The sequence below is a fragment of the Mesorhizobium sp. C372A genome, assembly GCF_030323245.1.
In the GTDB taxonomy this organism is placed as follows: Bacteria; Pseudomonadota; Alphaproteobacteria; order Rhizobiales; family Rhizobiaceae; genus Mesorhizobium.
This window is the reverse complement of record NZ_CP100475.1, coordinates 1,807,093-1,829,629: the sequence shown is the minus strand read 5'-3', so window position 1 is coordinate 1,829,629 and position 22,537 is coordinate 1,807,093. Positions and strand designations below refer to the sequence as shown.

Genomic DNA, 22,537 nt, shown 5'->3' with positions numbered 1-22,537 from the left:
GCGAGACGCTAACCGACGCTGCCTGTATCCGGGATGAACACCGTTTCCGCCCGCTCATAGGACAATCGCACACTGTCGCGGCCGTTCTTCTTGGCCTTGTAGAGCGCTTCGTCGGCGCGCCGCATCAGCGGCTCCAGCCCTTCGTCGCCGGTGCGCGCCGCGACGCCGAAGCTCGCGGTCACCCTGGTGCCCGGCGGCAACCCGTCGACACTGCCGGCCGAATAGTGCGTGCGCACGGCTTCGGCAAACAGCCGCGCCGTGGCAAGATCGCTCAGCGACAGAAGCACAGCGAACTCCTCGCCGCCGATGCGGCCGGCAACCGCACGCGTGCCGGCGGCCGCGCGAAGCTTGGCGGCGAAGTCGGCGATCACCTGGTCGCCCGCGGCATGTCCGTATTTGTCGTTGAGCGCCTTGAAGTGATCGAGATCGGCCAGCACCAGCGCGACCGGCACCTTGGTAACAGCGCAATGCTGCAGCACCAGCAAGGCGCGCTCCTCGAAACCCCTGCGGTTGAGCAGGCCAGACAGCGGATCGGTGTGCGTCTCGGTCTTCAGCGCCTTCATCACGTCGAGCGCAGCTGCCGAGAACAGGCAGAGCGCGATCACCAACGACAGCAGCGCGTGCGTCAAAAGCGCCGTCGTCCAGTAGGACGAGCCATAAAACCCGTCATAGCTGGTGAACGGCCCGTGCGAGATGACGACGAGCAGCGTGCGGCCGATGAAGTTCAGCCCGGACAGCAGCGACAATACGAACAGGATTTTTTCCGTCGGGCCGTTCTTGCGCACGGCGCGCAGCTCGGCGGCGACCAGCAGGCTGAGGCCGCCAAAGCCGAAATTGATCGACAGGATGCGCCAAGTCAAGTCCGGCTGGACGAACAGGAACCAGCAGAATGCGACCATCCCGCCACCCGCCAGAATGCCGATCGCGATATAGGGCACGCGCCTGCCGTAGCGCGAGATGATCGCACCGACGAGGCAGCAGGCGGCGAGCGTGAAGCAGAGGTTGGAGACCAGCTTGGTCAGCACCATGCCGCCGGGCAGCGTGAAATACTGCAGCAGGAAGCCGGGCGCGGACACGCAATAGCTCGTGCCGAGCACAGCCAGATAGGGCCGGTGGCGCTGATAGAACCACAGCACGAGGAACGCCGCGCCGAGCGCCAGCGCGATCGTCGGATTGAGCAGCGCTATGAACAGGCCGGTGTCCAAAGGACGGTGACTTCCCCGCTTGACGTCAGGGAAGACCTTAGAGCGCAAGCCCCAACAAGCGGTTAAGCCGGGACGAATATGCAAGTCGCCACTCATGAAGCTGGTGCACGGAACCGGGACCTGAGGCCGGCGTTTCCTGACAGCAATCAAGGAGAAGTTGTTCATGGCCGACACGATCACGCTGACCGATCACGAAGCAATTCGCTCATGGGCCGCAGGGCGCGCCGGATTTCCGGCGATCGTCGATGTATCGCCCGAAACCGGAACGCAGCCGTTGCTGAGGCTCGTCTTCGGCCAGCACGCCTATCAGGACCAGGATCAGCCTGAACGCCCGGTCAACGCAGGCGGCTACGAGCTGGTCGAATGGGACGAGTGGTTCAAGATCTTCGACGAGCGCGAACTGGCGCTGGTGGTCGCGACCGACGAACCCGGCAGCCGGGAGGAATTTCATGAAATCATCCGGCGTGCCGGCTAGGGCATAATACCCCAAGGGTCTTAGAGCGGCGCGCTTTAAACAAAACCCCGAACGGTTTTGCCGTTCGGGGTTTTGCATACGCTCAGATCAGGCTTGAACCAGTCTGCGCTATTTCCAGTCGCGGATGTCGACGAAATGGCCGGCGATCGCCGCCGCCGCCGCCATTGCCGGCGATACCAGATGGGTGCGGCCCTTGAAGCCTTGCCGGCCCTCGAAATTGCGGTTCGAGGTCGAGGCGCAGCGCTCATGCGGCTTCAGCCGGTCGTCGTTCATGGCCAGGCACATCGAGCAGCCCGGCTCGCGCCAGTCGAAACCGGCGGCAATGAAGATCTTGTCGAGACCCTCGGCCTCCGCCTGTTCCTTGACCAGACCGGAGCCCGGCACGATCATCGCATCGACATGCGCACTCACCGTCTTGCCTTCGACCACCTTGGCCACCGCACGCAGATCCTCGATGCGGCCATTGGTGCAGGAGCCGATGAAGACGCGGTCGAGCGTGATGTCGGTGATCTTCGTGCCCGGCGTCAGCCCCATATAGTCGAGCGCGCGGATCTTTGACGTCCGCTTGTTCTCGTCCGTGATCTCTTCCGGATTGGGAACGACGCCCTGCACCGAAACGACGTCCTCGGGCGAGGAACCCCAGGAGACGATCGGCGGCAGCTTGGCCGCGTCGAGCACGATCACCTTGTCGAAATGCGCGCCCTCGTCGGACTGCAGCGTCTTCCAGTATTCGAGCGCGGCGTCCCACGACGCGCCCTTCGGCGCGCGCGGCTTGCCCTTGACATAGGCGAAGGTGGTTTCGTCGGCCGCGATCAGGCCGGCGCGCGCGCCGCCCTCGATCGACATGTTGCAGATCGTCATGCGGCCTTCCATCGACAGCGCGCGGATCGCCTCACCGGCATATTCGATGACATAGCCGGTGCCGCCGGCGGTGCCGATCTCGCCGATGATGGCGAGGATAATGTCCTTGGCGGTGACGCCTTCCGGCAACTGGCCATCGACACGCACCAGCATGTTCTTGGCCTTGCGCTGGATCAGCGTCTGCGTCGCCAGCACATGCTCGACCTCGGAGGTGCCGATGCCATGCGCCAGTGCGCCGAAGGCGCCATGCGTCGAGGTGTGGCTGTCGCCGCAGACGATCGTCATGCCAGGCAGCGTGAAGCCCTGCTCCGGCCCGATGATGTGGACGATGCCTTGGCGGATATCGTTTTCGGAGTAATATTCGACGCCGAAATCCCTAGCGTTCTTGGCCAAGGCCTCGACCTGGATGCGGCTTTCCTCGTTCTTGATGCCGAATTTGCGCTCGGGCGAGGTCGAGACATTGTGATCGACCACGGCCAGCGTCTTTTCCGGATGCCGGACTTTTCTGCCGGTCATGCGCAGACCTTCGAAGGCCTGCGGGCTGGTCACTTCATGGACGAGATGGCGGTCGATGTAGAGCAGACAGGTGCCATCATCCTGGCGATCGACGACATGGTCGTCGAAAATCTTGTCGTAGAGGGTGCGCGGTGCGCTCATGTGCGTAAATCCGTCGATTTGCAAAAAGGGGAAGGGCAGACGCGCCGAAGCCTTCGGCCCGGCGAAAGCGGCTTAGCTAAGTCGGCTGGTGAGCGCGCCGGAAATGCGCGAAGAGAAACGCGACGGCAGGCGTTTTCGGTCCTGCAGCACGAAACCCTTATAGGCCGGATCGCCAAAAAGCTCTTCCATGGCGTGGCTCATACCAATGTTTTCGGTTTTCGGCAATTGCGGCGTGTTTTCGCTTCTCCCCTTGTGAGAGAAGGCGAAGAGGGCGGCGCTCAAAGCACCTCGAACACAAAAGTCTTTACCAGCGCATCCGGCTCGGCGATCGCATAGCAGCGGAACCATGGGCTTTGCTCGACCGGCTGCCATTTCCCGGCCCGTTCCAGCCCGTCGAACACGTCCTGGAAGCCGCCGCTTTCGAAAACCTGGTCGCGCACGGTGAAGATGGCGTGGCCGCCTTTCCTGGTGATGCGGACAAGCTCGTGCAGGCCGGACGCCGGCGCATGGCCGATGGTGAACACGCCAGTCGAGAAGAAGGCGCGGAAATGCCCGTCCGGCCAGGGTAGCGGCCCGCCGAGCATGGCCTGCTTCAGATCGCCATAGGCATTGCGGCTGCCGGCGATCTTCAGCATGTCGTCGGAGAGGTCGAGCCCGGCAATGTCGTGATAACCCAGCGCCTTCAATGACGGGCCTGACAGGCCGGTGCCGCAGCCGGCGTCGAGCAGCGGGCCTTCACCCACCTTCACATGGCGCGCCACCCAGGCGGTGATCAGGAACGGCAGCAGATAGCCGAGCGAAGCGGTCTCGCCGTCATAGGTCGCGGCCCAGTCTGCATAGGCCTTGGCCAGCCCTTCCGGCGTATCGGCCGAATAGACGGTACCCAGCGCCGCATTGGCCTTGTCGATCGTCATCGCCTGCATCCTCCGGAATCCTGTCCTCCGCGATCGTAGCCGTGCCCGCGTCGCACTTCTATTCCTGCTGCGCCCGCCGCAGTCGTTGCTCCAGCCCCCGCAGCGCCAGCGACAGGCTGACGGTGAGGATGAGATAGATATAGGCGACGATCGAATAGGTCTCGAAGAAGCGGAACGAGCCGGCGGCGTAGATCTTGCCCATCTGCGTGATGTCGGCGACGCCGAGCACCGAGACCAGCGAGGAATCCTTGACCATGGCAACGAAGTCATTGCCGAGCGGCGGCAGGATGGTGCGGATCGCCTGTGGGAACACGATCAGCCGGAAGCGCTGCGTGCGCGTCAGCCCGAGCGCCTTGGCAGCCTCGATCTGGCCTTTCTCGACCGACTGGATGCCGGCGCGGAAGACCTCGGAGATGAAGGCGGAATAACCGATGGTCAGCGCCATGATCGCACGCCACAACAGCGACACGTCGCGCACCAAAAGCTCGCCGAGATAGCCGGCGTTTTGCAGCGGCGCGGTCAGCGCATTCCACGCAGCCACGAAGGCCGGCGCGCCGGCGAAGGCGATCCAGAACAACAGCACCAGGATCGGCACGCCGCGGATGATCTCGACATAGAAACGAGCGATCTGCTTGAGCCAACGCGACCCCGACAACCCCATCAGCGCAATGCCGAGCCCGACGGCGGAAGCCAGCGCGAAGGCGACCACGGTGACAAGAATGGTGATGCCGATGCCTTTGGCGACGGTGGCAAAAACCTGGGCGTAGAGATCGCTGGCGGCAATGGAGAGCGCAGCGACGACGGCGAGCGCGATCGCGGCGGCAAGCCACCAGGGGAAATCGGATTTTGGGGTTGAGGCGTGGGGCGTGGCCATCAGGGCGCTTCACCCTCCCCCTTGTGGGGAGGGTCGGCGAACAAGCTTTGCATCGCAAAGCTGGTGAGCCGGGGTGGGGGTGGTGACAAAGCGCCGGCGCTGGCACCCCCACCCCGCTCCGCTTCGCGGATCGACCCTCCCCACAAGGGGGAGGGTAAGGAGTCGGACATCACTGCCCCATCTTGTAGTCGAGAAACCACTTCTTGTTGAGCGCCTCGATCGTGCCGTCGGCCTTCAGCGCCGCGATCGCCGCGTTGACCGGCTTCACCAGGTCCGAGCCCTTCGGGAAGATGAAGCCAAAATCCTCGGTGCCGAGCGGGCCGCCGATCAGCTTGAGCTTGCCGCCGGAGGCATCGACATAGCCTTTGCCGGCGGTGCCGTCGGTCAGGACGACATCGACGTCGCCGGATTTCAGTGCCTGCACCGAAGCGCCGAAGGTCTCGAACTGCTTGATGCGCGGGTTCTGCTCATTGCCGTCGAGCACGCTGTAGACGGCGGTGTAGAACGGCGTCGTTCCGGCCTGCGCGCCGATCAACCCGTCCTTGAAGGCGGCGAAGGTCTTGGCGTCGGTGAAGCGGCTTTCATCGGCGCGCACCAGCATGAACTGCTCCGAACGCATATAGGGGTCGGAGAAATCGACCTTCTCCTTTCGGTCGTCCTTGATGGTGATGCCGGTCATGCCAATGTTGTACTGGTTGTCGGAAACCGCCTGGATCATCGCGTCCCAGGAGGTGTTCTGGTACTCCACCTTGAAGTTCAGCCGCTTGGCGATTTCGTCCATCGCGTCATACTCCCAGCCGATCTGCTTGCCGGTCTTGGCGTCGATGAACTGCAGCGGCGGATAGGCGTTTTCCGTCACCACCACGACCTTCTTGCCGCCGAGATCGGGCAGCGCATCGGCCGCCCATGCAGCGACGGGCGCGAGGAAACAGGCCGCGAGGGCGGCCAGCAGCAGCTTCGATTTGGTCATGACACGCTCCAGGATGAGAAGCCCGCTTGCAGCCGGGCTCGCATGAAAATCCAGGCGCGACTTTAGCCGTCCGCAGACGGCTTGCAAGCCGGTCCGGTGCTCAGCGTCCGGTGAAAGCGGATTCCAATGCCTTCAACCAACGCGGTTTTAGAACGCCCCGTGGTCGGAATTTATTCCGTGATTGCGCCGCCGGCAAACCAGGCCCCTCCTGGACACGGGAACCCGTCAGATGACGGATCAGGATGGTGACGTAGCCTCACGCAGCTTGGCGACAAATCCGGTCAAGGTCCGGTGCAGCGACTTCAGCTCCTCGACTTCCAGCGGCATGGCGCAGGCAAGGCCTGCGGATACGTCCTTGATGCGGGCGCGCAGCGCCTGGCCCTTGGCAGTCGGTTCGACCAGCACGCGGCGCTCGTCGGCCGGATCGCGACGGCGGGTGACGAGACCAGCCGCTTCCATCCGCTTGAGCAGAGGCGTCAATGTCGCCGAATCCAGCCCCAGCGCCTCGCCGAGTTCGCCGACCGTGCTCGGCGCATGCTGCCACAGCGCCAGCATCGCCAAATATTGCGGATAGGTCAGGCCGAGCGGGTCAAGCAGCGGCCGATAGAGCTTGGTCATCAGCCCGCTCGCCGAATAGAGCGCGAAGCAGAGCTGCTGGTCGAGGCGCGGAACGGCGATCCTCCCGGCGGTGTCCGCCGGGACTTCGCTGGCCCTGGTTTCGGTCTTCGTCGTCATGCTGCCTTTGCCGGAAGCGCCACGGTCGAAAGCGCCACCTCGATATTGCCTTTGATCGCATTGGAATAGGGGCAAATCTGATGCGCTGCCGATACAAGCGCTTCCGCCGCCGCCTGATCAAGGCCTTTGGTCTCCGCGGCCAGTGCGACACCAAGTTTGAAGCCTTCACCATTGGGAAGCAGGCTGACGGTGGCGCTCACCGCCGCATCGTCCAGCGGCAGCTTCTGCTTGCGCGCGACGAAGCGGATGGCGCTTTCGAAGCAGGCGGCATAGCCGACCGCGAACAGCTGCTCGGGATTGGTGGCGCCACCCTGTCCGCCGAGCTCCTTCGGCAAAGCGAGGTCGACCTTCAGCAGGCCGTCGCTGGTCTCGCCGTGGCCGGCGCGGCCGCCGGTGACGCGAGCCTGTGTGGTGTAGAGTGCCATGTCAGTTCTCCATTTGCTTTGTATACGATCATTTAGTGTACAAGATAATTCGAGTCAACAGCCGTGGCGCAACTCTCGGCCGGCAATCGTTCACAGTCTGGTGAAACGAAAAAAGGCGGCCGAAGCCGCCTTTTCAAAATCCTTGGTCGAGATCTTATTCGGCCGGGGTCGCTTCCGCGGCCTTTGCAGCCTCGTCGGCGGCCTTGGCGGCTTCGTCGGCGGCCTTCTTCTCGGCGGCTTCCTGCGCGGCCTTCTCGGCTGCCAGCGCCTGCACGGCGGCGATCTTCTCGGCCTCGATGCGGGCCTTCTCAGCGTTCAGCGCGTCGCGCTCCTCATCGTTCAGCTTGCGGGCGCGCACGCCGGTGTTTTCCGAAATACGGGCCGACTTGCCGCGACGGTCGCGCAAATAATAGAGCTTGGCGCGGCGCACCTTGCCGCGGCGCACGATCTCGACGCCTTCGACCATCGGCGAGTAGACCGGGAAAACGCGCTCGACGCCTTCGCCGTAGGAGATCTTGCGGACGGTGAAATTTTCCTGGAAGCCGGCGCCGGCGCGGGCGATGACGACGCCCTCATAGGCCTGGACGCGGGTGCGGGTGCCTTCGGTCACGCGGACCTGGACGCGCACGGTGTCGCCGGGCTGAAACTCGGGAAGCTTGCGCTTGGCTTCGATCTTGGCGGCCTGTTCGGCCTCGAGCTGACGGATGATATCCATCTCAATAGTCCACTTCTTGTTCTTCCGACAGTCAGAGCGTCCGACACTCGCCTTGCAGTTCCATTGACCGCTCGGCTATGCCCTTTGTCCCCGAGACATCTTGTCTTCGAAACATTGGGCAGGGGCGACTACACCGTCATTGTTGACGGGTCCGGGAGATTTTTCTCGCCAGTACGGGCGGGCACATACAGCTATTTCACTGACTTGTCACGCCTTGGCCCTGTCTTTTTTGGTCGCATGCCACCACGCAATCGTCCAGTGCAGGGTTGCGCCGGCCCTTCAAGCTTCCTAATCCGGGAGCAGCACACTTGTCCGGCGGCCTCACAATGTCTGTTTTCGACGCAGTCCTGCTCTTCCTCGCGGGTTTTCTGTCAGGCGCCGTCAACGCCGTTGCCGGCGGCGGCACCTTCATAACCTTCGGCGCCATGACGCTGGCCGGCCTGCCGCCGATCGTCGCCAACGCCACGTCCTCGGTGACGCAGTTTCCCGGTTACATCACCTCGACGCTGGCTTACTGGACCGACATCAAGCATTTCTGGCGCGGCGCGCTGCTGCTTTGCCTGATCTCGGCTTTGGGCGCGCTGGCTGGTGCGCTCATCCTGCTGGCGCTCTCAAATCCGTCGTTCCGCGCGCTGGTGCCGTGGCTGCTGCTGGCGGCAACCGCCTTGTTCGCCGCCGGGCCGTGGCTCAAACCAACGCCGAAGCCTGGGCATGAAGCCACGGTGGGCTCTCTGACCGGTTCGCTGGCGCAGTTCGCCACCGCCATCTATGGCGGCTTCTTCGGCGCCGGCATGGGCGTCATGATGCTGGCGACGCTCGGCCTGACGCAATCCGGCGACTATCACCGGCTGAACGCGCTGAAGAACATGCTGGCCGTGGTCATCGCCGCCGTTGCCATACTGGTCTTCGTTTCCGGCGGCGTCGTCGCCTGGCCTCAGGCAATCGTCATGATCCCCGGCGGCGCGCTCGGCGGCTATACCGGCGTCTGGATCGCCAAGCGCGTGCCGCAAAACGCAGTACGCGGCTTCGTCATCGCCGTCGGCCTGTTTCTCGCCGTCTACTATTTTGCCAAGGGCTGAGCGGCGAGCAAATCCGGCCGGCGCTCCCTGGTCAGCTTCTCGGACTCCGCACGCCGCCAGGCGGCGATCTTCTTGTGGTTGCCGGAGACCAGCACGTCGGGGATCGGCCTGCCCTCGAACTCCTGTGGCCGCGTGTAATGCGGGTGTTCGAGCAGGCCGTTCTCGAAACTTTCTTCCTCGCCCGACACCGCATTGCCCATGACGCCGGGCAACAGCCGCACAACGGCGTCGAGCAGCACAAGCGCCGCCGGCTCGCCGCCCGACAGGATGAAATCGCCGATGGAGACCTCTTCCAGTCCACGCGCCTCGATCAGCCGCTGGTCGACGCCCTCGAACCGGCCGCAAACGATGACGGCGCCTGGCCCGCCAGCCAGTTCGCGCACGCGCGCCTGCGTCAGCGGCTTTCCACGCGGGCTCATCAGCAAACGCGGCCGCGGATCGCCCGCCGGCGACGTGTGGTCGATCGCCTTGGCCAGCACATCTGCGCGCATCACCATGCCGGCGCCACCGCCGGCCGGCGTGTCGTCGACGGTGTGATGGCGATCGCTGGCGAAGGTGCGGATCTGGATAGCTTCCAGCGACCATGTCCCGACTTCGAGCGCCCGTCCGGCCAGCGACAGGCCTAGCCCGCCCGGAAACATCTCGGGATAGAGCGTCAGCACCGACGCCTTGAACGTCACCGGTTGCCTCCGGCTTCGCTCGGCCCGCGCGGTCGGCCCTTCGTGTCGAAATCTTCTTCGCGCGGCGCGTCGCCATCCTCATCTTCGACAAGGCCGGCGGCTGCCGGGTCGACGCGGAGAAAACCTTCGGCGATCGAAACCTGAGGCACGGCGACCTGGGTGAACGGGATCAGCACGCCCTTGCGCCCGCCGAGCGTGACGTCGAGAATGTCGCCGCCGCCGAAATTATGCACCGCCACCACCTTGCCGATGACCGCGTCCTTATCGTCGCGGACTTCAAGTCCGACGAGATCGGCGTGGTAGAATTCGTCCTCCTCGCCATCGTCGGGGAGCATCGAGCGGTCGACGAACAGCTCGGTTCCGGCCAGCGCCTCGGCGGCGTTGCGGTCGGCAATGCCCTTGAAGCGCACCACCACGACGGTGTTGGCGGGCCTGATGTCGATGATCTGGAAGGCGCGGCCGTCCTTGGCATAGAGCGGCCCATAATCGGCCAGCGCCATCGGCTCGCCAGTGAAAGTCTTCACCCGCAATTCGCCCTTGATGCCGTGGGCGGCGCCGATCACGGCCATTTGCACGGGGTTCTGGGGCTTCGACATGGCTGATATCCTTTGCCCTGCTCTAACGCCCTACCGGCGTCATTTCAATGATCGCCCGTGGCCATTTCAATGACAGGTTCTTCACCGCTTCCTAACCCGGCTGCCTGACAATGGCGGCATGCAGGAATTTCTCATCCCGGCAAAACCCGACCTCCAGGCAGCGCGCGAAAGCTGGCTGAAGATGCTGGCGCGCGAGCGCCGGCTGGCGCCGGCGACCGTCGAAGCCTATGAGCGCGACACGCGCCAGTTCCTGCATTTCCTCACAGGGCATTGCGGCGGCTCGCCTGGTCTTTCCGACATCGCCACTCTGCGCCCGGCCGATCTGCGCGGCTTTCTTGCCGCGCGGCGCAACGCCGGCGCCGGCGCCCGCACGCTCGGACGCGGCCTCGCCGGCATCCGCTCGCTGCTGCGCTTCCTCGAACGGCGCGGTCTCGCCAATGCCGCCGGTGCCGCTGCGTTGCGCGCGCCGCGCCAGCCGAAATCGCTGCCCAAGCCGCTGACCGCCAGCGATGCCAAACATGTCGTGTCGGTGGAAGGCCAGCTGGCTGAAGAGCCCTGGATCGCCGCCCGCAACGCCGCCGTGCTGACGCTGCTTTATGGATCGGGCCTGCGCATTTCCGAAGCGCTGGGCCTCAGCGCCGCCGACCTGGCATCGGAAGCCGACACCGTGCTGCGCGTCACCGGCAAGGGTGGCAAGACACGGCTGGTGCCGGTGCTGCCGGTGGCGCTCAGGGCAATCGCCGAATACCGAAAACTGTGTCCCTACCATCCCGATCCCAAGGGCCTGCTGTTTCGCGGCGCCCGGGGCGGGCCGCTCAACCCGGCCATCGTCCAGCGCGACATGGCCAGGCTGCGCTCGGCGCTGAACCTGCCCGACACCGCGACGCCGCACGCGTTGCGCCATTCCTTCGCCACCCATCTGCTCGGGCGCGGCGGCGACCTGCGCACCATCCAGGAACTGCTCGGCCACGCCAGTCTGTCGACGACGCAGGTCTATACCGGCGTCGACACGGCAAGGCTGCTCGAGATCTACGAATCTGCCCATCCCCGCGCGTGACACTGTATAAGTCCAGGACAATTTCCCCACGCCGGTTAACCGTTTCGCCGCTTTTCAGTCCTAGAACCGCACCATGAAAAGCGCCCTTGCCATCGCCGACCGCGCGGCCCTTGTGTCGCTGAAGCTGCTCGTCGCGCTCAACGCCCTGTTATTCCTGTCTTTTCTCGTCGCGCTGCTGCTTGCCATGGGCAAGGCGCATGCCGAAGCCCCGGCCTGCGCCGGCGCCGATCTGCTATCGGCCCTGCAGAAGGAAGACCCCGCCGCCTATGCCAGGATCGAGACGGAAGCAGCAGCGACGCTGAACGGCAAGGGCCTGTTGTGGAAGTTGGAGAAATCAGGCGAAAAGCCGTCCTTCCTGTTCGGCACCATGCACATGACCGACCCGCGCGTGACCACTCTGCCGCCGGCAGCCAGGAAAGCCTATGACGCTGCGGGCACCATCATCATCGAGACCACCGACGTGCTCGACAAGCAGAAGATGATGGAGGCCATGCTCAAGGAACCCGAGCTGATGATGTTCACCGACAACACGACGTTGTCGTCGCTGTTGTCGCCGGAGGATGCGGCGGTGGTGAACAAAGGGCTCGATGCGCGCGGCATTCCGCCGGCGAGCGTCTCCAAGATGAAGCCGTGGCTGCTGTCGGCCATGGTCGCGCTGCCGGTCTGTGAGGTCGCCCGTCAGGCAGGCGGCGCACCGGTTCTGGACGTCAAGCTGGCGCAGGACGCCAAGGCCTTGGGCAAGCCGGTGGAAGGGTTGGAGACCGCCGCCAGCCAGCTGCACGCCATGGCCTCGCTGCCGCTTGCGTTCCACATCAAGGGGCTGGTCGAAACCCTGAAGCTCGGCGACAAGATCAACGACATCAACGAAACCATGATCGTGCTTTACCAGCGCGGCGACACCGGCACCTTCTGGCCGCTGTTGCGTTCGATCTCGCCCGACGAAGACGACGACGCAGGTTACGCCGAATTCGACCGGACGATGATCACCGGCCGCAACAAGGTCATGGCCGACCATGCCGCACCGATCCTGGCCAAGGGCAATGCCTTCATGGCCGTCGGCGCCATGCATCTTCCCGGCCCCGAAGGCCTGGTCGAGGATTTTCGCAAGGCCGGCTATACCGTCACCGCCGTCGACTGAGCAGCGCCCGTCTTGAATGCCGAATCACGTAAGCCCGGCTCTGTGCGGTGCGCAACTGATTCGCAAAGCGGAGGCGGTTGGCCCTATTTTTGGCGGAAAAGGCCAGCTAAGCTCGTTCTACCTCGTTCGTGATTGATTTTGCGGGGGAAATACAGGCCAACAAGCGGTTGCGAATCAGAATTTTCCTGCGTTCGTCAATTTGAAGGCCTAGTATGAACCCGTTCAACGGTTGCGCGTTGAGGGGTGTTGATTGATGCTTTTCATCCACGGAGGACACTTTTATGGCGAACCCTAACGATCCAGCGCCCAGGTCGGGTGGTGGCAGCGGCTGGCTGATTGCGCTGGTCGTCGTCATCCTTGCGATTGTCGCGTACTATGTTTTCGGCAGAAGCGGCGAACATCCTGCGCCCGCAGAGCCGCCGGCAGCCAGCACACCGGCGCCCGCACCTGCACCGGCTGAGCCGATGAAGCCCGCCGAACCGGCTCCCGCACCAGCCCCTGCGCCCGCACCGGCTCCTGCGCCAGCCCCGGCACCCGCGCCCGCTCCGGCGCCGAGCCCGTAATCTGGCCAACTGATCTGGCATCTTGATTCCAGCCAAGAACGGCCCGCTGAAAAGCGGGCCGTTTGGTTTGGGGCACCTATCGGCGAGCGTCGCAATTCTTCACCGCCCCCTCTGTCCTGCCGGACATCTCCCCCTCGAGAGGGGAGATCGGCTGTCTCACGAACAGCCCAGGTTAGAAACGTGAGAAACTTGAAAGCTCGCGACGCGGCGGTGAAGTCCAATCTCCCCGCTTGAGGGGGAGATGGCCGGCAGGCCACAGGGGGGTGCTGTCCCTCCAGCGTTTCCTTAAATATGGATCGGCTTGAAGAACGTCGCCAGCGCTGCTTCCTTCACCGCTTCCGACATTGTCGGATGCGCGTGGCAGGTGCGGGCGAGGTCTTCGGATGAGCCGCCGAATTCCATCAGCACCGCCGCCTCATGAATCATCTCGCCGGCGCCGAAGCCGACAATGTGGACGCCGAGCACGCGGTCGCTGGCTTTGTCGGCGAGGATCTTCACGAAGCCGTCCGTGTGCAGCATGGCGCGCGCGCGGCCGTTGGCGGTGAACGGGAATTTGCCGCTTTTGTAGTCGATGCCGGCCTTCCTCAGCTCTTCCTCTGTCTTGCCGACCGAAGCGATTTCCGGGCTGGTGTAGACGACGCTCGGAATGACGTCGTAATTCACATGGCCGGCCTGGCCGGCAATGGTCTCGGCCACCGCCACGCCTTCATCCTCGGCCTTGTGCGCCAGCATCGGTCCGGCGATGACATCGCCGATGGCGTAGATGCCGGCGACGTTTGTCCTGAGATGGCTGTCTATCTTGACCCGGCCGCGCTCGTCGACCTCGACGCCGGCTTCCTTCAGTCCAAGGCTATCCGAATATGCGCGGCGTCCGGTCGAGATCAGCACCGCGTCGGCCTCGATGGTCTCGGCCGCCCCGCCCTTGACCGGTTCGAAGGTGACGGTCGCGCCCTTCTTGGCCTTGGCAACGCCGGTCACCTTGGCGCCGAGCTTGAACTCGAAACCCTGCTTCGAAAGCAGGCGTTGGAACTGCTTGGAAACCTCGCCGTCCATGCCGCCCAGGATGGTGTCGAGGAATTCGACCACGGTGACCTTGGCGCCGAGCCGCGCCCATACCGAGCCAAGCTCCAGCCCGATGACGCCGCCGCCGACCACCACCAGATGGCCAGGCACCTTCTCCAGCGACAGCGCTCCGGTCGACGACAGGATCACCTTCTCGTCGATGTCGACCTTGACGCCGGGAATGCCGGCGACATCGGAGCCCGTGGCAATAACGATGTTTTTCGTCTCGATCTCCTCGACCTTGCCGTCCTCAGCCGTCACCAACACCTTGCCGGCCGCAACCACCTTCCCGGTGCCACGGAAACTATCGATCTTGTTTTTCTTGAACAGGAAGGCGACGCCATTGACGTTGGCCGAAACGGTCGCGTCCTTGTGCGCCATCATCTTCTTCAGATTGAGTTTCGGCGCCGGTATCTCGACGCCCAGCGCATCGAAGGAATGGCCGGCCTCGGCGAACATCTCCGAGGCATAAAGCAGCGCCTTGGATGGGATGCAGCCGATGTTCAGGCAGGTGCCGCCGAAAGTGGCGTTCTTCTCGACCACCGCGACCTTGAGCCCGAGCTGTGCCGCCTTGATGGCACAGACATAGCCGCCCGGTCCCGACCCTATGATAACGACATCATAAGCCATGTTCGTTTCCCTTAGCTTGGGGCTCAGCGGCCGCCGCTTACATTCAGGATTGCGCCCGTCGTGTAGGACGCTTCATCCGACAAAAGATAGAGAACGGCATGCGCGACTTCATCCGCCGTGCCGGCTCGTTTCATCGGCAGCATGTCGCGGAACCGCTCGACCCGGTCCGGCTGGCCGCCCGAAGCGTGGATCTCGGTGTCGATGATGCCCGGCCGTATCGCGTTGACGCGCACGCCTTCGGTCGCGACTTCGCGCGCCAGGCCGAGCGTAAAAGTGTCGATCGCCGCCTTGGACGCTGCATAGTCGACATATTCGCCGGGCGAGCTGTGTAGCGACGCCGCGGACGAGATGTTGACGATGGCGCCGCCCTGGCCGCCATGCTTGCTCGACATTCGTTTGACCGCTTCGCGCGCGCACAGGAACGAGCCGATGACGTTGATGCGCATCATGCGCTCCAGCCGCGCCAGGCTCATCTCATCGACGCGCGCCTTGACGTCGACGACGCCGGCATTGTTGACCAGCGCGTCGAGCCGGCCATAGGCGCGATCGACGGCTTCGAACATGGCGACGATGTCGGCTTCGACGCCGACGTCGCCCTTGACGGCAAATGCCTCGCCACCCGCCGCCTCGATTTCGTCGACCAGCGCCTTGGCGGCAGCCTCGTTCGAGGCATAGTTGACCGCGACCCGGTAGCGCGCCTTTGCCGCAAGCCGGCAGGTGGCCGCGCCAATGCCACGACTGCCGCCGGTGACCAGAAGCACCTTCTTGGACGCGCTCATTCCTGGCAACCTTTCAGCAGAAACACGTCCCATGGCAGTTTTGAGAAACCGTTCGGGCCGAAGGCCGTCGACATCTGCAGCGACGGCCCGAGATCGGGGAAGATCAGGCTCTGCGGCGCGTCCGTGCCTTCCGCCGCCAGGAGCGCGATGTTGCCCTTGTCGTCGGCGCTGTAGATGACGCCATGCCAGACCGTGCAGGCGGCAAGCTCGTCACCGGTGACGTCGCCGGTCGGGCATTTGTACATCAGCGACCCTTGCGGTCGCGAAACACCGGATGTCCACATGACAATGCCGTCGAGAACGATGCCCTTGTCGAGCACCATCTTGAACGAGTTGGTGACGGTGACCGCATCCGTCGTCGGCCGGAAATCAATGCCGGCCTCGCTTTCGGCATCGCCATAGACAGCAAGCGCCAGCGGGCAGGCGGCATGCGCCTCGTAACCCGCTGCGAGAACAGCCAGCCCGGCCATAAATCCGATCATTGGCGAAGCGATGTTTGTCATGAATTGCTCGGGCTGCTCTCGCGGCCGTCGGCGTTTTCGAGCACCTCGAAATCGGTCATCAAGACCAGCGGCTCGCCGGCCGCATCCAGTCCCCAGAAGGAATAATAGTTCCCATCACCGAAGCCAGTGTCGAACATGGCTATATTAAGCGGATTTCCATCAACCGGATTATCCATGCGGAACTTGTCGAACGAGCATGCAACGTCAGCAAGATAGCTGTCGAGTTCCTCCTGCTCGGACATCAGCGTCAGAACCGACTTGTCCATGAACGAAGCAACATTATCATCGACAATAAATCCAGACTTCCAGGACGATGTGCCGACGTCGCGGACGAAGGCAGCCAACTCCCACCGCACCGGCAAGCCAGTGCCAAACCGCAATACCGCTGCAGCAACACGGCCTTGCGCCTCAAGCAACGTGACTGGATAGCATCCCGGCCTGACCTTACGGCTAAACACAGGCCGTTCCAGCCCGGCAATCAGTGGATCGCAAGCGATGATTTCGCCGGTCGGTAGCTCAAGCTCACCGATCGCGGTGACGATGATCTTCCGCTCCGCCATTTCGGCTTCGCTGAGAGCGAAGACACCGAGATTGCTGCTCGCCGGCGCCGAATCCCATTCAGTCGAGGTCGCCGGCGGAGAGATGGCGGCGGAAGCCGCCGGCCGGGAACGCCTCAATACGCTACCCGCTACTCGACCCAGCTTGAACCCAAACCGCGCCAGCCAGCCGCTCATGACGGATCAGCTCCGATCACAAATCAAGCACCAGCCGTTCGGGATCCTCCAGGCTATCCTTGACGCGGACCAGGAAGGTCACGGCTTCCTTGCCGTCGACGATACGGTGATCGTAGCTCAGCGCCAAGTACATCATCGGCCGGATCACGATCTGGCCGCCGACCACGACCGGCCGGTCCTGGATCTTGTGCATGCCCAAAATGCCGGACTGCGGCGCATTGAGGATCGGCGTCGACATCAGTGAGCCGTAAACGCCGCCATTGGAGATGGTGAACGTACCACCCTGCATGTCGGCGACCGACAGCTTGCCGTCCCGCGCGGCAATGCCCAGCCGGCCGATATCCTTTTCGATCTCGGCAATCGACATTTGGTCGGCATTGCGCACCACTGGCACGACGAGACCCTTTTCGGTGCCGACGGCAACGCCGATATGGGCATAGTTCTTGAAGATGATGTCGGTGCCGTCGATCTCGGCATTGACCGAGGGGATTTCCTTCAATGCGTGCGTAACCGCTTTGGTGAAGAAGCCCATGAAGCCGAGCTTCACGCCGTGCTTCTTCTCGAAGATGTCCTTGTACTTGGTCCTGAGCGCCATCACCGCCGACATGTCGACCTCGTTGAAGGTGGTCAGCATGGCGGCGGTCGACTGCGCTTCCTTGAGCCGGCGCGCAATGGTCTGGCGCAGCTTGGTCATGCGCACGCGCTCCTCGCGCGACGCATCGTCGCCCGAGGACGGCGCACGCACGGCGACCGGAGCCGGTGCGGCCTTCGGAATTTCGGCCGGCTGCGACGGCGCGCCCTTGGAAATCGCGTCGAGCACGTCGCCCTTCAGCACCTGGCCGCGCTTGCCCGAGCCAGAAACCTGGTCGACCGACAGATTGTTCTCGGCGATCAGCTTTGCGGCAGCTGGCGCCGGCGGCATTGTGCGCGGCTCGACCGGCCCGGCATCGCCGGCTATCTTGGCGGTCTCGGCCGCGGCCTGCTTGGTCGTATGTGCCGCGTCGGGGCTCGACGCCTGCGACACAGCTTGCGGCTTGGTCTCCTGCTTGGACGCCGGGGCGGCCGTGGCGACGCCTGCCGAGATCGAACCCAGCAACGCGCCGACGCCGACGGTCTCGCCTTCCTTGGCGGTGATCTCGCCCAGCGTGCCGGCGGCGGCGGCAGGCACCTCCACCGTCACCTTGTCGGTTTCGAGCTCGACCAGCGGCTCGTCGACGGCAATGGCATCGCCGACCTTCTTGAACCACTTGCCTATGGTCGCCTCGGTGACGGATTCGCCGAGAGTGGGAACGCGGATTTCGGTAGCCATTGTGCCTGTTCCGTTTCTTCTCTGTCTGTTCTATTCGCCGGGTTTGTTCTATTCGCCGAGCGCGTCTTCGAGCAGGGCGGCGAGCTGCGCCAAATGCTTCGACATCAAGCCGGTCGCCGGCGATGCCGCCGCAGGACGTCCGGTATAGCGCACCCGCTGGTGCTTGGCGTCGATATGCGCCAGCACCCATTCCAGATACGGATCGATGAACGACCAGGCGCCCATATTCTTGGGTTCCTCCTGGCACCACACCATCTCGGCATTGCGGAAGCGCGACAGTTCGGTGATCAGCGCCTTGGCCGGGAACGGATAGAGCTGTTCGACGCGCAAGAGATAGATGTCGTTGATGCCGCGCTTCTCGCGTTCCTCGTACAGGTCGTAATAGACCTTGCCCGAGCACAGCACGACGCGGCGGATTTTGGAATCCTTGGTGAGCTTGATCGCCTGGTTCTGCAACAGCTGGGCGTCGTCCCACAACAGCCGGTGGAACGAGCTTTCGCCCGAAATCTCCGGCAGCGTCGACACTGCCCGCTTGTGGCGCAGCAGCGACTTCGGCGTCATCAGGATCAGCGGCTTGCGGAAGTCGCGCTTCAGTTGCCGGCGCAATATGTGGAAGTAGTTTGCCGGCGTGGTGCAGTTGGCGACTTGCATATTGTCTTCGGCGCAGAGCTGCAGGAAACGCTCGAGCCGGGCCGAGGAATGTTCCGGCCCCTGGCCCTCATAGCCATGCGGCAGCAGGCAGACCAGGCCCGACATGCGCAGCCACTTGCGCTCGCCCGACGAGATAAACTGGTCGAACACCACCTGGGCGCCGTTGGCGAAATCGCCGAACTGCGCTTCCCAGAGCGTCAGCGCCTTAGGCTCGGCCAGGCTGTAGCCATACTCGAAGCCGAGCACCGCCTCTTCCGACAGCATCGAGTTGATGACTTCGTAGCCGGCCTGTGCGGCCGAGAGATTGTTGAGCGGGATGTAGCGGGTCTCGTCGCGCTGGTCGTAGAGCACGGAATGGCGCTGCGAGAAGGTGCCGCGTTCTGAATCCTGGCCGGAGAGCCGGATCGGATTGCCGTCGAGCAGGATGGCGCCGAAGGCCAGCGCCTCGGCCGTCGACCAGTCGATGCCTTCGCCGGAGTCGATCGCCTGGCGGCGGTTTTCGAGGAAGCGGATGATGGTCTTGTGCGCCTCGAAACCTTTCGGCACCTCGGTCAGTTTCTTGCCGATGTCCTTCAGCACCTTGACCGGCACGGCGGTCTTGCCGCGGCGCTGTTCGTCCTGGTTGTCGGCGGTGCGCAAACCAGACCAGGCGCCGTCCAGCCAGTCGGCCTTGTTGGGCTTGTAGTGCTGGCCGACTTCCCATTCGGACTCCAGATGGGCGCGCCAGTCGGCCTTCATCTTGTCGAGTTCGGCCTGGCTGATATGGCCCTCGGCGATCAGCCGGTCGCCATAGATCTGCACCGTCGTCTTGTGGTTGCGGATGTTGGCGTACATGATCGGCTGCGTGAAGGCCGGTTCGTCGCCCTCATTGTGGCCGAAGCGGCGATAGCAGAACATGTCCACCACCACCGGCTTGTGGAACTTCATGCGAAATTCGATCGCCACCTTGGTGGCATGCACCACCGCTTCCGGGTCGTCGCCATTGACGTGGAAGATCGGCGCCTCGATCATCTTGGCGACGTCGGACGGATAGGGCGACGAGCGCGAGAAGCGCGGATTGGTGGTGAAGCCGATCTGGTTGTTGATGATGAAATGCAGCGTGCCGGCGACGCGGTGGCCGCGCAGGCCCGACAGGCCGAGAATTTCCGCGATTACGCCCTGGCCAGCAAAGGCGGCGTCGCCATGCAGAAGCAGCGGCAGCACCTTGGCGCGCTCTTCCAGCGGCACGATCTCCTCGCGGCTGCGGCCGAACAGATAGTCCTGCTTGGCGCGCGCCTTGCCCATCACAACCGGATCGACGATTTCCAGATGCGAAGGATTGGCGGTCAGCGACAGATGCACCTTGTTGCCGTCGAATTCGCGGTCCGACGAGGCGCCGAGATGGTACTTGACGTCGCCCGAGCCCTCGACCTCGTCAGGAGCGGCCGAGCCGCCCTTGAATTCGTGGAAGATGGCGCGATGCGGTTTGGCCATCACCTGGGACAGCACGTTCAGCCGGCCGCGATGCGCCATGCCGAGCACGATCTCCTTCATGCCGAGCTGGCCGCCGCGCTTGATGATCTGCTCCAGCGCCGGGATCAGGCCTTCGCTGCCATCGAGGCCGAAGCGCTTGGTACCCTTGTACTTGACATCGATGAACTGCTCGAAGCCTTCGGCCTCGACCAGCTTCTGCAGGATCGCTTTTTTTCCCGTAGCGGTGAAGGAAATCTCCTTGTCGGCACCCTCGATGCGCGCCTGGATCCAGGCCTTCTCCTCGGGGTCGGAAATGTGCATGAACTCGACACCGAGCGTCGAGCAATAGGTGCGGGTCAGGATCTCCAGCATCTGCCGGATGGTGCCGAATTCGAGGCCGAGCACATTGTCGAGGAAGATCGGCCGGTCGTAGTCGGCTGCGGTGAAACCGTAATTCTCCGGGGACAGCTCGTTATAGTCCTCAAGCGGCTTGGCGATGCCGAGCGGGTCGAGATTGGCATGCAGATGGCCGCGCATGCGGAAGGCGCGGATCATCATGATGGCGCGCACCGAATCGCGCGTCGCCTGATGCACGTCGGCATCCGACAGCACGACGCCATTGGTGACCGCCTTGTCCTTGACCTTCTTTTCCAGATGCTTCTCGACGATGCCCCAATTGCCGTCGAGCGCCGACACCAGTTCGCCATTGGCCTGCAGCGGCCAGGAGGGCTTTGCCCAGGAAGCGCCCTTGGCGTTCTTGCGCACATCGCCGGCGTCGTCCTTCAGCCCGGCGAAAAAATCCTGCCATTCGGGGTTTACCGACTCTGGATCATCCTCATAGGACGCGTACAGCGCGTCGATATAGTCGGCATTGCCGCCATAGAGGAAAGAGGTGAGCGAAAATTGGTCGTTGGCCTGATCTTGTCTTGCCATTTTTGTCCGCGGAGCCTGGCTCCGTCTCCTTTTCAAAAGCGAATAGTGAGTAGCGAATAGCGAGTAGGGATTTTTCCCGGGTCGCGCCGTTACTCTCTTTTCCCTATTCGCTATTCACTACTCGCTACTCACTTGGCCTTGATCGCCTCGACCAGCGTCGTGCCCAGACGCGCCGGCGATGGCGATACTTTAATGCCGGCCGATTCCATCGCCGCGATCTTGTCTTCCGCGCCGCCCTTGCCGCCGGAGATGACCGCGCCCGCATGGCCCATGGTGCGACCGGCCGGCGCGGTGCGCCCGGCGATGAAGCCCGCCATCGGCTTTTTGCGGCCGCGTTTGGCCTCGTCCTTGAGGAACTGCGCGGCGTCTTCCTCGGCCGAACCGCCGATCTCGCCGATCATGATGATCGACTTGGTCTCGTCGTCGGCGAGGAACATCTCGAGCACGTCGATGAACTCGGTGCCTTTGACGGGGTCGCCGCCGATACCGACGGCGGTCGTCTGGCCGAGGCCGACATTTGTGGTCTGGAACACTGCCTCATAGGTAAGCGTTCCCGAGCGCGAAACAACGCCGACCGAGCCTTTGCGGAAGATGTTGCCGGGCATGATGCCGATCTTGCATTCGTCGGGGGTGAGCACACCAGGGCAGTTCGGGCCGATCAGCCGCGAGGTCGAGCGGTCGAGCCGCGCCTTGACCCTGACCATGTCCATCACCGGAATGCCTTCGGTGATGCAGACGATCAGCGGGATCTCGGCTTCGATGGCTTCGAGGATGGCTTCGGCGGCGCCCGCCGGCGGCACATAGACGACCGAGGCGTTGGCGCCGGTCTTTTCCTTGCCCTCGGCGACCGAGGCGAAGATCGGCAGGTTTTCGCCCTTGGCGCCGGTCCAGGTCTCGCCACCCTTCTTTGGATGGATACCGCCCACCATCCTGGTGCCGTGATAGGCCAGCGCCTGTTCGGTGTGGAACGTGCCGGTCTTGCCGGTCAGGCCCTGCACCAGCACCTTGGTGTTCTTGTCGATGAGAATGGACATCGGAGCCCTTTTCTAAAAACCGTTGATCGAGGAAGGCGAGACGCGCCGGTAGACGCCGCTCACCATGTCTTGCCAGCTGTCGCTGCCGGCAGGTTTGAAATGCAATCGCATGCGGTAGGCATCGGCATTGTCGAAAATATATGTGACCCGCGCGGAACCGCGCGGCGACGACCGATCAAGAGTGAGCTCGCTGCCGTTCCATGCGCCTGTGGCCGGCGAGGCCGGCACAAAGCCCATGGAATCGAACTGGTGCATGGTGACGAGGCTGTTTTGCTGATCGAATCCGAACACTGAGTGCGAGCCGAACGAGACCGTGCCGTCGCGGCGCTGGCGATAGCGCTGCACCACGAACAGGCCGCCGAACTGTGCCTCCCCCAGCACCTCCGACGTCGCCGGTCCACCATCGGCCCATTGTGTTTCCGCCACCTCTTCCTCGCCGCGCCACGCGCCGACCAGCGCCTGCAGGCGCTGGTGATCGGCCGAGAGCAAGGAGAACGCGTTCATGG

22 protein-coding genes are annotated in these 22,537 nt (G+C 63.6%); 4 read left to right on the top strand and 18 right to left on the bottom strand.

Translation table 11 applies throughout. The features are described from left to right. Positions 1-8: 8 nt before the first annotated feature. A complete protein-coding gene (locus tag NLY42_RS08580; RefSeq protein WP_023755633.1) occupies positions 9-1,205 on the bottom strand; it encodes a GGDEF domain-containing protein in 1,197 nt (398 codons plus the stop codon). A gap of 163 nt (positions 1,206-1,368) precedes the next feature. On the opposite strand from NLY42_RS08580, the gene NLY42_RS08575 reads away from it, so the two are divergent. Continuing rightward, the gene (locus NLY42_RS08575) at positions 1,369-1,680 is read left to right on the top strand and encodes a hypothetical protein (protein ID WP_023706723.1); all 312 of its coding nucleotides are present in this window, start codon (positions 1,369-1,371) and stop codon (positions 1,678-1,680) included. 108 nt (positions 1,681-1,788) lie between these two features. On the opposite strand, the gene leuC is transcribed toward NLY42_RS08575, so the two are convergent. The 7 genes from leuC to rplS all read right to left on the bottom strand — a co-directional run bounded on the left by leuC (position 1,789) and on the right by rplS (position 7,831). Next, positions 1,789-3,198: a 3-isopropylmalate dehydratase large subunit gene (gene leuC, locus NLY42_RS08570; RefSeq protein WP_023670518.1), complete on the bottom strand. Its 1,410-nt coding sequence runs from the start codon at positions 3,196-3,198 to the stop codon at positions 1,789-1,791. Positions 3,199-3,476: 278 nt separating this feature from the next. After that, on the bottom strand, positions 3,477-4,112 hold the full coding sequence (locus tag NLY42_RS08565; protein WP_023710215.1) for a class I SAM-dependent DNA methyltransferase: 636 nt from the start codon (positions 4,110-4,112) through the stop codon (positions 3,477-3,479). A gap of 58 nt (positions 4,113-4,170) precedes the next feature. Further along, positions 4,171-4,986 (bottom strand): amino acid ABC transporter permease, encoded by an 816-nt coding sequence (locus NLY42_RS08560; protein WP_023710216.1) that lies wholly within the window; start codon positions 4,984-4,986, stop codon positions 4,171-4,173. A 169-nt stretch (positions 4,987-5,155) separates the two neighbouring features. Then, a complete protein-coding gene (locus NLY42_RS08555) occupies positions 5,156-5,956 on the bottom strand; it encodes a transporter substrate-binding domain-containing protein (RefSeq protein WP_023687705.1) in 801 nt (266 codons plus the stop codon). Between the two features lie 237 nt (positions 5,957-6,193). After that, positions 6,194-6,691: a MarR family winged helix-turn-helix transcriptional regulator gene (locus NLY42_RS08550; protein WP_023683877.1), complete on the bottom strand. Its 498-nt coding sequence runs from the start codon at positions 6,689-6,691 to the stop codon at positions 6,194-6,196. Next, positions 6,688-7,116: an organic hydroperoxide resistance protein gene (locus NLY42_RS08545; protein WP_023694503.1), complete on the bottom strand. Its 429-nt coding sequence runs from the start codon at positions 7,114-7,116 to the stop codon at positions 6,688-6,690. Before NLY42_RS08545 ends, NLY42_RS08550 begins: the two co-directional genes overlap by 4 nt. A 154-nt stretch (positions 7,117-7,270) precedes the next feature. Beyond that, positions 7,271-7,831 (bottom strand): 50S ribosomal protein L19, encoded by a 561-nt coding sequence (rplS, locus tag NLY42_RS08540; protein WP_023670525.1) that lies wholly within the window; start codon positions 7,829-7,831, stop codon positions 7,271-7,273. Positions 7,832-8,157: 326 nt separating this feature from the next. Here rplS and NLY42_RS08535 point away from each other — a divergent pair, with 326 nt between their 5' ends. Next, positions 8,158-8,910 carry a sulfite exporter TauE/SafE family protein gene (locus tag NLY42_RS08535; RefSeq protein WP_023755634.1) on the top strand — a complete coding sequence of 251 codons (753 nt, stop codon included), beginning with the start codon at positions 8,158-8,160 and terminating at the stop codon, positions 8,908-8,910. Here NLY42_RS08535 and trmD read toward each other — a convergent pair. Further along, the gene (gene trmD / locus NLY42_RS08530; RefSeq protein ID WP_023732893.1) at positions 8,892-9,590 is read right to left on the bottom strand and encodes a tRNA (guanosine(37)-N1)-methyltransferase TrmD; all 699 of its coding nucleotides are present in this window, start codon (positions 9,588-9,590) and stop codon (positions 8,892-8,894) included. The two genes, NLY42_RS08535 and trmD, sit on opposite strands and share 19 nt — an antisense overlap. Further along, positions 9,587-10,186, bottom strand: a complete 600-nt coding sequence (gene rimM, locus NLY42_RS08525) for a ribosome maturation factor RimM (protein WP_023687702.1) — start codon at positions 10,184-10,186, stop codon at positions 9,587-9,589. The genes trmD and rimM overlap by 4 nt, the downstream gene beginning before the upstream one ends. A gap of 118 nt (positions 10,187-10,304) precedes the next feature. Here rimM and NLY42_RS08520 point away from each other — a divergent pair, with 118 nt between their 5' ends. Together NLY42_RS08520 and NLY42_RS08515 are read left to right on the top strand one after the other, a co-directional pair. After that, on the top strand, positions 10,305-11,243 hold the full coding sequence (locus NLY42_RS08520) for a tyrosine recombinase XerC (protein ID WP_023755636.1): 939 nt from the start codon (positions 10,305-10,307) through the stop codon (positions 11,241-11,243). Positions 11,244-11,316: 73 nt separating this feature from the next. Next, on the top strand, positions 11,317-12,381 hold the full coding sequence (locus NLY42_RS08515; protein ID WP_023755637.1) for a TraB/GumN family protein: 1,065 nt from the start codon (positions 11,317-11,319) through the stop codon (positions 12,379-12,381). Positions 12,382-13,229: 848 nt separating this feature from the next. Here the strand turns inward: NLY42_RS08515 and lpdA are convergent. From lpdA to NLY42_RS08475, 8 genes are all read right to left on the bottom strand, one after another. Then, complete coding sequence (gene lpdA, locus NLY42_RS08510) at positions 13,230-14,636, bottom strand: dihydrolipoyl dehydrogenase (RefSeq protein WP_023755638.1); 1,407 nt, start codon at positions 14,634-14,636, stop codon at positions 13,230-13,232. 23 nt (positions 14,637-14,659) lie between these two features. After that, complete coding sequence (locus NLY42_RS08505; protein WP_023683871.1) at positions 14,660-15,415, bottom strand: SDR family oxidoreductase; 756 nt, start codon at positions 15,413-15,415, stop codon at positions 14,660-14,662. Further along, positions 15,412-15,918 carry a hypothetical protein gene (locus tag NLY42_RS08500; RefSeq protein ID WP_023736766.1) on the bottom strand — a complete coding sequence of 169 codons (507 nt, stop codon included), beginning with the start codon at positions 15,916-15,918 and terminating at the stop codon, positions 15,412-15,414. The genes NLY42_RS08505 and NLY42_RS08500 overlap by 4 nt, the downstream gene beginning before the upstream one ends. Further along, positions 15,915-16,652, bottom strand: a complete 738-nt coding sequence (locus NLY42_RS08495) for a DUF4241 domain-containing protein (RefSeq protein WP_050591148.1) — start codon at positions 16,650-16,652, stop codon at positions 15,915-15,917. Before NLY42_RS08495 ends, NLY42_RS08500 begins: the two co-directional genes overlap by 4 nt. A 16-nt stretch (positions 16,653-16,668) precedes the next feature. Beyond that, a complete protein-coding gene (odhB, locus tag NLY42_RS08490; protein WP_023683869.1) occupies positions 16,669-17,961 on the bottom strand; it encodes a 2-oxoglutarate dehydrogenase complex dihydrolipoyllysine-residue succinyltransferase in 1,293 nt (430 codons plus the stop codon). 48 nt (positions 17,962-18,009) lie between these two features. Beyond that, complete coding sequence (locus NLY42_RS08485) at positions 18,010-20,997, bottom strand: 2-oxoglutarate dehydrogenase E1 component (protein ID WP_023670536.1); 2,988 nt, start codon at positions 20,995-20,997, stop codon at positions 18,010-18,012. A 128-nt stretch (positions 20,998-21,125) separates the two neighbouring features. Continuing rightward, entirely contained in the window at positions 21,126-22,031 is a 906-nt protein-coding gene (gene sucD / locus NLY42_RS08480) for a succinate--CoA ligase subunit alpha (protein WP_023699237.1), read from the bottom strand. Between the two features lie 12 nt (positions 22,032-22,043). After that, the gene (locus NLY42_RS08475) at positions 22,044-22,535 is read right to left on the bottom strand and encodes a DUF1579 family protein (RefSeq protein WP_023699238.1); all 492 of its coding nucleotides are present in this window, start codon (positions 22,533-22,535) and stop codon (positions 22,044-22,046) included. Positions 22,536-22,537 lie beyond the last annotated feature (2 nt).